The 11518-nt window shown below is 49.1% G+C and carries 13 protein-coding genes; 12 read left to right on the forward strand and 1 reads right to left on the reverse strand.

Annotation, left to right across the window (positions count from 1 at the left end; all coding sequences use genetic code 11):
- Nucleotide 1: 1 nt before the first annotated feature.
- The 8 genes from argE to ilvN all read left to right on the forward strand — a co-directional run bounded on the left by argE (nt 2) and on the right by ilvN (nt 7447).
- The gene (gene argE, locus GN278_09810) at nt 2–1171 is read left to right on the forward strand and encodes an acetylornithine deacetylase (protein XAT61005.1); all 1170 of its coding nucleotides are present in this window, start codon (nt 2–4) and stop codon (nt 1169–1171) included.
- 3 nt (nt 1172–1174) lie between these two features.
- The gene (locus GN278_09815) at nt 1175–2338 is read left to right on the forward strand and encodes an amidohydrolase (GenBank protein ID XAT61006.1); all 1164 of its coding nucleotides are present in this window, start codon (nt 1175–1177) and stop codon (nt 2336–2338) included.
- Between the two features lie 569 nt (nt 2339–2907).
- Complete coding sequence (locus GN278_09820; GenBank protein XAT61007.1) at nt 2908–3195, forward strand: hypothetical protein; 288 nt, start codon at nt 2908–2910, stop codon at nt 3193–3195.
- Between the two features lie 159 nt (nt 3196–3354).
- The gene (rpsF, locus tag GN278_09825; GenBank protein XAT61008.1) at nt 3355–3711 is read left to right on the forward strand and encodes a 30S ribosomal protein S6; all 357 of its coding nucleotides are present in this window, start codon (nt 3355–3357) and stop codon (nt 3709–3711) included.
- A 23-nt stretch (nt 3712–3734) separates the two neighbouring features.
- Complete coding sequence (gene rpsR / locus GN278_09830) at nt 3735–3962, forward strand: 30S ribosomal protein S18 (protein ID XAT61009.1); 228 nt, start codon at nt 3735–3737, stop codon at nt 3960–3962.
- A gap of 12 nt (nt 3963–3974) precedes the next feature.
- On the forward strand, nt 3975–4613 hold the full coding sequence (rplI, locus tag GN278_09835; protein ID XAT61010.1) for a 50S ribosomal protein L9: 639 nt from the start codon (nt 3975–3977) through the stop codon (nt 4611–4613).
- A 451-nt stretch (nt 4614–5064) separates the two neighbouring features.
- Nucleotides 5065–6822, forward strand: coding sequence for an acetolactate synthase 3 large subunit (locus tag GN278_09840; GenBank protein ID XAT61011.1), 1758 nt, complete (start codon nt 5065–5067; stop codon nt 6820–6822).
- 49 nt (nt 6823–6871) lie between these two features.
- Entirely contained in the window at nt 6872–7447 is a 576-nt protein-coding gene (gene ilvN / locus GN278_09845; protein XAT61012.1) for an acetolactate synthase small subunit, read from the forward strand.
- A gap of 23 nt (nt 7448–7470) precedes the next feature.
- On the opposite strand, the gene GN278_09850 is transcribed toward ilvN, so the two are convergent.
- A complete protein-coding gene (locus tag GN278_09850; protein ID XAT61013.1) occupies nt 7471–7818 on the reverse strand; it encodes a hypothetical protein in 348 nt (115 codons plus the stop codon).
- 230 nt (nt 7819–8048) lie between these two features.
- Here GN278_09850 and GN278_09855 point away from each other — a divergent pair, with 230 nt between their 5' ends.
- The 4 genes from GN278_09855 to GN278_09870 all read left to right on the forward strand — a co-directional run bounded on the left by GN278_09855 (nt 8049) and on the right by GN278_09870 (nt 11463).
- Nucleotides 8049–8867 (forward strand): helix-turn-helix domain-containing protein, encoded by an 819-nt coding sequence (locus GN278_09855; protein XAT61014.1) that lies wholly within the window; start codon nt 8049–8051, stop codon nt 8865–8867.
- 98 nt (nt 8868–8965) lie between these two features.
- Complete coding sequence (locus GN278_09860; protein ID XAT61015.1) at nt 8966–10123, forward strand: Rieske 2Fe-2S domain-containing protein; 1158 nt, start codon at nt 8966–8968, stop codon at nt 10121–10123.
- On the forward strand, nt 10120–10332 hold the full coding sequence (locus tag GN278_09865) for a hypothetical protein (GenBank protein ID XAT61016.1): 213 nt from the start codon (nt 10120–10122) through the stop codon (nt 10330–10332). The genes GN278_09860 and GN278_09865 overlap by 4 nt, the downstream gene beginning before the upstream one ends.
- 63 nt (nt 10333–10395) lie before the next feature.
- The gene (locus GN278_09870; protein ID XAT61017.1) at nt 10396–11463 is read left to right on the forward strand and encodes an AbrB family transcriptional regulator; all 1068 of its coding nucleotides are present in this window, start codon (nt 10396–10398) and stop codon (nt 11461–11463) included.
- Nucleotides 11464–11518: the final 55 nt, after the last annotated feature.

An 11518-nucleotide genomic window follows, 5' to 3' on the forward strand; every position in this document is an offset into this window, starting at 1 on the left:
TATGAGCAAAGAACGTCTTTCGCCGCTGCAGTTAATGCGTAAACTTGTATCCTTTCCCACAGTCAGCCGCGATAGCAATCTAGATCTTGTGGCCTGGGTTGAAGCGTATTTAGCTGATCACAATATAATATCGCACCGCCATTATAACGAGGCTGGAGACAAAGCAGCGCTTTTTGCCCATGTTGGCCCGGATATCGAAGGCGGTCTGGTTCTATCGGGTCATACGGATGTGGTTCCGGTCGACGGGCAGCCTTGGGACAGCGATCCCTACCAAGTGACCGAACGTGATGGAAAATATTTTGGTCGCGGTACATGTGATATGAAAGGCTTTGATGCCTTGGCGCTTTGGGCATTGGTGGAAGCTTCTTATCTGCCCCTCACCCGACCTTTACAAATCGCTTTAAGTTATGATGAAGAGGTTGGCTGCACTGGCGCGCCGCCAATGATTGATCAAATACTCAAAACCCTGCCCAAAGCCAGCGCTGTGATTGTAGGAGAACCTTCAACTATGCTGGCGGTCAACGGTCACAAGGGCGGTTTGGCCTTTAGCACCCATTTTGTTGGTTTTGAGGTACATTCGTCGATCCTGCACACAGGGGTCAATGCGATTATGTCTGGCGCAAAGCTGATAGACTGGGCCAATCACGTCAACGCCGCCAACAGCGCAGCGCAACCCACTGAAATTGCTGCCATGTTCGACCCGCCCTATACCACAGCGCATGTGGGAATGATCAGCGGCGGCACAGCCCATAACATCACTGCAAAAGATTGCCACTTTAGTCTAGATTTCAGAATTGTGGCCGATGAAACAGAAGCCGAATGGAAGGGCCGCTTTGAAGAAAAAGTGCGGACGATAGAAGCGGATATGAAAGCCTCTCATCCAGAGGCGCATATTGAAATTGAACCGCGCTTTTTTGTGCCCGGATTGCGCCCCGAACAAGACGGGGAAGCCGAAACATTGGTACGCCAGATAACCGGAGATAATGCGATTCATGTAGTGTCATACGGAACCGAAGCCGGCCAGTTTCAAGCGCGCGGATACTCTGCTGTCATCTGCGGCCCTGGTGACATTGCGCAAGCGCACCAACCTAATGAATTTATTGAAAAATCACAATTTGAAGCAGGGCATAAATTTATGCAAAAACTGCTTGAAAGACTGACAGGAGATTAAGCTATGCCCGTAAAAAATCGTTTGGCAGAATTGCATCCCGAAATTACTGAATGGCGCCGCGACATTCACCAGCATCCAGAAATTCTTTTCGACACACAGCGCACCTCTGCGCTGGTGGCCGATAAGCTGCGCAGCTTTGGTGCAGATGAGGTTGTGACCGGCATTGGTCGCACCGGCGTTGTCGCAGTGATCAAAGGCAAATCAAACGCCTCGGGCAAAACCATTGGACTGCGCGCTGATATGGACGCTTTGCCGATCGAGGAACAAACCGGACTTGAGTACGCCAGTAAAACGCCAGGCGCGATGCATGCCTGCGGCCATGACGGCCACACCGCGATGCTTTTGGGCGCGGCGAAGTACCTCAGCGAAACACGTAATTTTGACGGAACTGCAGTGGTGATTTTCCAGCCCGCCGAAGAAGGTGGCGGCGGCGGCAAAGAAATGTGCGACGACGGCATGATGGAGCAGTTTGGCATTGATGAGGTTTACGGCATGCACAATTGGCCGCAAATGCCGGCTGGTCAGTTTGCCATTCGCTCAGGCGCATTTTTTGCTGCGTCAGACATGTTTGATATTAAAATTACCGGTAAAGGCGGTCATGCCGCTAAACCGCAAGAGACCATTGATCCAACCGTCGTTGCCAGCCATCTAGTGCTTGCACTGCAATCTATTGTTAGCAGAAATGCAAACCCCGTGGACCAAATGGTGGTTTCTGTCACCTCTTTTGAAACCTCTTCCACCGCGTTTAATGTGATTCCAGAATCCGTCCACCTGCGTGGTACGGTACGCACATTAAGCGTGGAAATGCGCGATTTGGCAGAAAAGCGTTTGATCGAGCTTGCGGAAGGCACCGCAGCGGCGTTTGGCGCCAGTGCGGATGCAGAATATCGCCGCACCTATCCAGTTATGAGCAACTCAAACGCTCAAACCGAGTTCGCGGCCAAAGTGGCTGAAAGTGTATCCGGCGCCTGTGCAGAAGCCGATTTGGTGATGGGCGGCGAAGATTTTTCTTTCATGCTGGAAGAGCGCCCTGGCGCATATATCCTAATTGGCAATGGCGATACCGCTGCGGTGCATAATCCGAACTACAATTTTAACGATGATGCGATCCCCGCCGGGTGCAGTTGGTGGGCCGAGATTATTGAGCAACGTATGCCGGCGGCCTAAAATAGAGTTCGTTTCTTTGGGTAAACTTCGACCGAAGCAAACACCAATTAGACAACTGGCGTGTCTTTGAATGAAAATAATAACCTTTGATCAGTGCCAAATCCCCTGCGGCCACTTTCAAAGCTGGCACCTCACATTAGACGCAAGGCCACAGGGATATTTTTTGGTTCCCTTTAGCGGGAATTAATGCAGGGGGTCGCTTTAATAACGCGCCACTACCCGCTGCCTTACTTCCTTTTGAAAGGGCTAAAAAGACCAGAAACCAAACGCCGAAATTCTTCTGAGCGAAGTTTCCGTGCTTTAAGTTCATAAGCCTGCAACTCATCATGAAAATTTCTATAATCCATCTACCAAGTCCTTTGATTGTTGATAGGATTGAAATAATCCCATCACTAAGCAATGTGCAGAGGAGTTTTATTCATTCCCGCTATGCGTCTGGCTCATGGCCAAATTAGCAAGTATTGAATGCTGACAACTGGCGGTTACTGGAGCATCGCACCGCTCGGTTGTTTGGTTTATCGGGTTATATTGAAAACAGACCAAGTGCAGTCAGGACAAGCCCAATAAAAATGCCCAGCCTAATTAACTCTAGCTTAGCGGCAAGCGGTGGAAAAGGGAAAAACCAAAAGCCAATCGCAGCAAGAACAAAGGCAACGGCAAGCAGTCGTGTGAAAAAAATAAGGACGGCAGAAAAACTGCCGCCCCTGCTACTAAAATACGGTGGAAAATTGACCACCCCTAAAATATTCTTCTGCATTATAGCTGCATCCCTCAGCCTTATGGGTATGAATACTATCCGATTGCGTCATAAATGTGACGCGGATGTGAAACCTTTACGACCGAAAATATTTTTTTAGGAGGCTTCTCAGACATTAACTATCGCTTGCGCGGCCAATAAAATCGTGTAGAAGAGGCGTCTCTTTCCGCGATATCGGTTTTATCGCGCGGACTCTCGTGGGTGGGTGCGGAAAGATGACCTACCCTTTGAAACGCGCCAGAACATGAATGGAGCACACATGCCGCTTTATGAGCATGTCTTTATCTCGCGTCAGGACTTGTCCAACGCGCAGGCTGAAGGCCTAGTTGAACACTTCACTACAGTATTGGCAGACAACGGCGGCAAAGTCGTCGAAAGCGAATATTGGGGGGTCAAAACAATGGCCTATAAAATTAATAAAAATCGCAAAGGGCATTACGCTTTTCTGAAAACCGATGCCCCCTCAGAAGCGGTCCAGGAAATGGAACGCCTGATGCGTCTGCATGAAGACGTGATGCGCATTCTGACCATCAAAGTCGATGAACATAATGCGGGACCATCCGTGCAGATGCAAAAACGCGAAGAACGTGGCGAACGTCGCGAACGGCGCGCGTGATTCAGGAAAAGGACGCTTAAATTATGACAAATAAACCATTTTTCCGTCGTCGCAAAGTGTGCCCCTTCTCTGGAGACAACGCACCGGCGATTGATTACAAAGACACCAAACTGTTGCAGCGCTATATCTCAGAGCGCGGCAAAATTGTTCCCTCGCGGATCACTGCAGTTTCGGCAAAAAAACAACGTGAATTGGCCCGCGCGATCAAACGTGCACGGTTTCTGGCGCTGTTGCCTTACGCTGTGAAATAAGGAGACATTGATATGCAAGTTATCCTCATGGAACGGGTCGCCAAATTGGGCCAAATGGGTGATGTGGTCGATGTAAAATCGGGCTACGCACGCAACTATCTTTTGCCCCAAGGCAAAGCACTGACCGCGTCGAAATATAATATCGCCCAGTTTGAAACCCAAAAGGCTCAGCTGGAAGCACGCAATCTCGACACACGCACAGAAGCAGAAGATCTTGCCTCACGGCTTGATGGTCAAACCTTTATCGTGATTCGCTCTGCATCAGATAGCGGTGCGCTTTACGGATCAGTGACCCCGCGTGATGCAGCAGAAGTTGCCAGCGAAGGTGGTTTTAGCGTTGAACGCAAACAAATCACATCGCTTAGACCGATCAAAGAATTGGGTCTGCATGAAATGAACGTCAGGCTGCACCCAGAAGTTGCTGCAACGATCGTGTTGAACGTAGCGCGTTCTGCTGAAGAAGCTGTGTTGCAGGCAGAAGGTAAATCCATTCAGGAACTGGCCGCCGAAGAAGAGGCAGCCGCTGAATTCGAGATTGCAGAACTGTTTGACGATATGGGCGCTGCCGCTGCTGAAGACTTTGGATCCGATGACGACCAAGGCCCAAGCAAAGATGCAGCCCCTGAAGCGGAGCCAGCCGCCGAGAGTTAATTTTAAAACCGGCTGCCCCCGTCAAGGCAAAAAAGCACTAAAGCCCACTGCGCGCCCCGCAGTGGGCTTTTTTATTTTCGAACCGATACAGACTATAAGTGATCCGGCGGCAAGGCCTCGATACGGCAGCATATTCATCCTCAAATAGTGTAAAATTTCACTAAACAGCCCCTGAACGCAATATTTAGAAAGAAAAATGCAGGTTTTCTTTTCATTTATCCGTCAATTCGCTGTTGACCTCGTCGCAAGGGGTTCATATTGTCTTGCCGTGGATATGAAAGGAGCTCTAGATGCTACAGCCCCTAGTGGTTATTGTAAAACGAAAGCGCATGGGTCGGTAAAACGTACCATTTTAGACCTCATGCGCCCTCGAAACTTCGGGGGCTTTTTTGTATCTACAACGAAATGAATTATGATCCCTTGGATCACGCAGTCAAAACGGAGCAAGAGTATGACACGCCAGATGAGCGGAGCAAAAATGGTAGTTCAAGCGCTGAAAGATCAGGGCGTTGACACAGTTTTCGGATATCCCGGCGGCGCTGTGCTACCGATTTATGACGAAGTGTTCCAGCAAAACGACATTCGCCATATTCTTGTGCGGCACGAGCAAGGCGCGGTTCATGCAGCCGAAGGCTACGCGCGGGCAACCGGCAAGCCAGGCGTTGTTTTGGTCACCTCGGGTCCGGGCGCTACAAATGCTGTCACCGGTTTGACCGACGCTTTGATGGATTCGATCCCGATCGTTGTCCTCACGGGACAGGTTCCCACCTTTATGATCGGCTCTGATGCCTTTCAAGAGGCTGATACCGTTGGCATCACCCGCCCCTGCACCAAACATAATTGGCTGGTGAAAGACACAGCAAAGCTGCCGGATATAATCCATCAGGCTTTTCATGTCGCAACCGCTGGCAGGCCCGGTCCCGTTTTGGTGGATATTCCAAAAGATGTTCAATTTGCTTCCGCGGAATACACCCCAAAAACTAAAGCAAAAACAAATCACTACCAACCCCGCACCAAAGGCGATCTAGATCAGATAACCGCTTTGGTAGAAGCGCTTGAAATTGCTGAACGGCCGATTTTATATACCGGCGGCGGAGTGATAAACTCTGGCACCTCTGCAAGCCAGTTGCTGCGCGAATTGGTTGCAGCCACGCACTTTCCCATCACCTCTACCCTAATGGGGCTTGGCGCTTATCCCGCCTCGGGAAAAAACTGGCTTGGAATGTTGGGGATGCATGGTCTTTATGAAGCCAACTTGGCGATGCATGATTGCGATTTAATGATCAATATAGGCGCGCGCTTTGACGATCGGATCACCGGACGGCTTGACGCCTTTAGCCCCAATTCACGCAAGGCCCACATCGATATAGACCCCTCATCGATTAACAAGGTGATCCGTGTCGATATCCCGATCATCGGTGATATTGCCCATGTCCTAGAGGATTTGTTGAACATCTGGAAAGCGCGCGGCCGTAAAACAAACTCAGCTGCCCTAAAATCATGGTGGAGCCAAATAGAAGAGTGGAAAAAAGTTAGATGTCTTGATTTCCAACCGAGCAAAAAGACCATAAAACCGCAGCATGCGCTAATGCGGCTCGAAGAACTGACAAAACATCGCAAAGACCGGTTTATTTGCACCGAAGTTGGCCAACACCAAATGTGGGCCGCGCAGTATTTAGGCTTTGAGGATCCAAACCATTGGATGACATCAGGCGGTCTGGGCACTATGGGCTATGGGTTTCCAGCCTCGATCGGTGTCCAAATGGCCCACCCAGAGGCGTTGGTGATCAACGTTGCCGGCGAAGCTAGTTGGCTGATGAACATGCAAGAGATGGGCACCGCCGTGCAATACCGGCTGCCGGTTAAACAGTTTATTCTTAATAATGAACGGCTTGGAATGGTGCGCCAATGGCAAGAGCTGCTGCATGGTGAACGGTATTCGCACAGCTGGTCCGAGGCCCTGCCAGATTTTGTGAAATTGGCAGAAGCCTTCGGTGCCAAAGGCATTTTATGCACAGACCCTAAAGATCTTGATGATGCAATTATGGAAATGCTCGCCTATGATGGGCCTGTCATCTTTGATTGTTTGGTGGAAAAACATGAAAACTGTTTCCCAATGATCCCTTCTGGCGAGCCGCATAATAAAATGCTCTTGGGCGAAGCCAACACCAAAGATGCCATCGGCAGCAGTGGCGCTGTAATGGTATAAGCAAAAGCCAACCCTTGATAATTTATTTGATACAGCAAAAGGCAACAAAATGTCCGCTTTGAGAATTAAAAAAGGTTCGTCCAAACATTCGGCCTATAACCTAAGGTCAAACTTTGGGGAAGAAAGCGAAACCCATACATTGGCTGTGCTGGTGGATAATGAAGCCGGGGTTTTGGCCCGCGTTATTGGTTTATTCTCCGGGCGCGGCTATAATATCGACAGCCTGACAGTAGCAGAGGTTGACCATCAGGGCCACCTAAGCCGGATCACCATTGTCACCACTGGCACACCTCAGGTTATTGAGCAAATCATAGCTCAACTGGGCCGGATAGTTCCAGTTCATGAAGTCCATGACCTTACGGTAGAAGGCACTTCGGTTGAAAGAGAACTGGCGCTGTTAAAAGTAGACGGGAAAGGCGAAAAACGCGTTGAAGCGCTGCGCCTGGCGGATATTTTTCGCGCAAATGTAGTTGATAGCACATTGAAAAGCTTTGTGTTTCAAATCACAGGGACACCTGATAAGGTTGACGCCTTTGCCGAATTGATGCGTCCCTTGGGCCTGAGTGAAATTGCTCGAACAGGGGTCGCGGCGCTGTCGCGTGGCGGTGCCGAGCCAACTGAGTGACTTTTGCGATAAGGGCTGCAGATCTATGCGGTAGCCCGTTGGCTTCGCTCAGATGTCTTCCGAAATGCGATCACATTTCCAAAATCTTCTGGTTGGCCAGAGTGTAATTCAACGTTAGCACCTGCCAATCCGCCTGCTAAATCTGGAAATCGAGCGGCTGCAATCAACTCAACTTTTGATGCCCGCCGCACTGAACACCAATCCCGCACATTAAACTTTATAAGATCACCGACCTCTAATGGTTGTTTTTTAGCCGTTACCGGCGCAATAGCGTCAGTTTGGGGGTTAAAATACGCGAGTTTTCCATGGTCTTCACACCATATTACGGCTCTTTGGGCTGTTTGATCGCTCCATAAGATAACACCATACATAGCAGCACCCTTTTTAATTTCATTACCTGATTTTGTTTTAAAATGGCTTTATTAACCATATTTATCTATCAACATTTTCTTGTATTTTGTGTCTAAAATACTCACAATACGCGAATAATGTGTCAGCTCTAGAACGATATGGCATCAGATTTCAAAAAGTAACGTTTTAAAAATCACGTCTTTAACAGGTTAAGAGTTTAAAAAATAATATTTAGACCTGAGGATCATTCATGTCCCCCAATTCAAGTGCAACAAACACAATCATGTCCCCCATAGAATTGCGTGCCGTTTTCGGTCAAAACCTGCGTATTTTGTGCCAGAAACATTCTTCGATTTCGTCAATTTGCCGAGACCTTGGGATCAACCGCACACAATTCAATCGCTATCTATCAGGGGAAAGCTTTCCCCGACCTGATGTCTTGCATAAAATTTGTACTTTTTTTAAAACCGATGCGCGCATACTACTTGAGCCTCTTCAACAAATCGAAGCGCGAAGCGAAGGTGCACTTAGCCACCCGGAAATGCGCGAATATTTTGGCCCAAAAGAAACTGATATCTTGCCCGAAATTTTTCCCAGCGGTTTTTTTCGTTTCTCAAGGCATAGCTTTGGTGAAAAAAACCGTTTTGTTCAGGGTCTAATTTTTGTCTATAAAAAGAATTATCAGATGTTTCTCCGTGGGATGGAAGCCAAAGAAGCCGTTGCAGGTCAAGGATTGGATGCAAATGCCAAAACCCGCGAATTTAGAGGGTTTGTCATTGCTCAAGAGGGCGGCGTTGCAATGCTCGCCTTTCGGCGCGGATCTACGTCATGTTCCTTTAGCTATCTTTCTCCCACACCCTCTTTTCAAAACAATTTTTGGCTTGGCTACACTACAAGAACCTTTCCAGAGCATATAAATTGTACCCGTGTGACGCGCTTGGTTTTTGAACATCTGGGCCAAAAACGCTCTGAAATAATGGCTACGGCGAGACAAGCCGGTATTTGTGAAAGTGATAATCTTTGGCCCTATCACCGAACATTGCTACGCCCCAATGAAGCATTCTCTTAAAGGTGTCGCAAGCTGGCCCTCAGGGTCGCAGATCGGCAGATAAAGCATCACGAAACTGCTAGAGTTGCCTTATCGTGATGCTAGCTATGAGGTTCACCGTGACGCAACCCACGAATTTATCTTCCGTGCGCCGCCCGGTTGCACAGGCAAATGGCTTGCCGAATGAACATTATATTAATAGCGATATCTTTGACGAAGAAAAACATGCCTTGTTGTTTAAAAAATGGGCTGGTCTAGCTGTTGGTGCGGATGTTCCAGACCCTGGTGACGCCGTGCCAATAACCTTTTTGGGAATGCCGCTTCTCTTAATTCGCGATCGCTCCAACCAAATTCGGGTGTTTCAGAACACCTGCAGACACCGCGGCATGATCCTGGTTGAGACGCCGCAAAAAATCGAAGGCGCTATTCGCTGCCCCTACCACAGTTGGTGCTATACCACCGATGGCCGGCTGGTGAGCACCCCTCATGTGGGCGGCCCCGGGCATAACACTCATAAAGATATCGACCGCTCAACGCTTGGCCTTATCGAAATTCGCAGCCATATTTGGCGCGACGTCGTATGGGTGAACATAAACGGTAAAGCCGCTCCATTTGAACAGGCGATGCGCGATGTCATCCAGCGCTGGTCCGAATTTGATCAACCGATGTATCATGGTGGCACCGACAGCCGGTTTGAACTCAAACTAAAGTGCAATTGGAAACTTGCCGTTGAAAATTTTTGTGAAAGCTACCACTTGCCTTGGATTCACCCCGGCTTGAATAGTTATTCAAGGCTTGAAGATCACTACAATATAGAAAACTATGGGCACTATTCAGGTCAGGGAACGTTGGTATATCGCCAGATTGAGGGTGAAAATGGCGCGCGTTTTCCCGATTTCTCAGGTCTAAGCGAAAAGTGGCAAACCTCGGCGGAATATATTTCCGTTTATCCAAATGTACTGCTCGGTGTTCAGCGAGACCATGCTTTTGCGATACTCCTAATACCCGATGGTCCGGAAAACACAGTTGAAAAGATACATCTATACTATCCTTCAAACGCGACTGATGCTGCTTTGCGCGCAAAAAATACAGAGCAGTGGAAAGGTGTGTTTAAGGAAGATATCTTTGTGGTCGAAGGCATGCAACGCGGGCGCCATGGTGCCCAGTTTGACGGGGGCCGATTCTCACCCGTAATGGATTCTCCGACCCACTGCTTTCACGACTGGACCGCACAAAACGTTCAGGCCCATCGAACAGCCAGCCAAAAGAGCGGATGAGTGCTCTAAACGATCAGATTCTCGCAGCATTTTCGACCAATGATAAAAAGGCATTGGCAGAGCTTTACAGCCAAGCCGCAAGGACCGCCAGTACATTGGACAGTGCCTGCTTTTTTGCCACCCAAGCCTATATTTTTGCGCTTGAATGCAATCACGACATTCGCGCTGACCTCTTGGACTTTCTCAAACAGCATGGCCGAGAAGAGTAAAGCCATTTGACAGCCTCTTAGGTTTGCCGCATCACAGTGCTATCGTGAAAGAGACTTATTTGAATGTATTTTAAGAATTGTATACCCACCATTGCCCTGCTGGCACTCGGCGGGCTCGGAGGTTTTATTGCCAGCCTCACATTCATGCCCCTGCCTTGGATGCTTGGCGCGTTGATTGCAACCGCGGGCTTCACAATTGCTCGCCCTGATAGCCTGCCCAATACCTATAAATTCCCAATGCTATTGCGCATGCTCTTTATTGCGGTAATCGGGGTGATGATCGGCGCTCAGGTCACACCAGACCTCATGGCGCGCGCGCCCTTGATGATCCTGAGCTTGATCGGCCTCAGTGTTTTTGTACCCATTGGTTTTATAGCTAATTTGTGGATTTTTCGCCGCTTGGGTGGTTATGATCCAATGACGGCATTTTTTTGCAGCGCACCGGGCGGATTGCTGGAAAGTATCGCGATGGGCGAAGCACGTGGTTGCGATATCCAACTTCTCACTCTGCAACAGTTTTTGCGTATTATTATGGTCATTATGATCGTGCCAATGCTTATGTCGGTATGGATCGGCGCACCCGTAGGCAGCGCCGCTGGGGTGCAAATCACCACTGGGGTTCAGGCCGATATGACTGTGCAACAAATGATGATTAGCGCAGCGGTCGTATTTGCCGGACTGATCTTTGGTCTCAAGCTTAAAATCCCTGCCGGACAACTGATGGGGCCACTTTTAATCGCAGCAGCCGTCAGCCTTTCGGGGCTGGCCACACCGCAACTACCCGAAGGCTTGATCACAATCGCGCAAATGGTGATCGGTACAGCGCTTGGCTCCCGATTTACAGGTCTGAAACGTTATATGCTGTTGCGCGGGATCGCACTTAGTTTTGCCAGTGTGGCAGCTATGCTTTTAATCGCTCTTGCAATTTGCCTTATACTGAGTGCTTTTCAACCCTTACCATTTGACGTTTTACTGATTAGCTTTGCCCCCGGAGGCCTAATAGAAATGTCCCTGATCGCTCTGAGCCTCAACGCCAATCCCGCTTTGGTCAGCCTGCACCATATGTACCGCATACTTTTGACCGTTTTTGGATTGCACGCCTTGCAGCGGTATTTACCGCCAAAAAGTTAAAACAAAGCAGCGCATATTGCGCCGATTGTTCAAAGCTTGCCGAATGTCTGCAGCC

The sequence above is a fragment of the Rhodobacteraceae bacterium Araon29 genome (assembly GCA_039640505.1).
Taxonomy (GTDB): domain Bacteria; phylum Pseudomonadota; class Alphaproteobacteria; order Rhodobacterales; family Rhodobacteraceae; genus CABZJG01.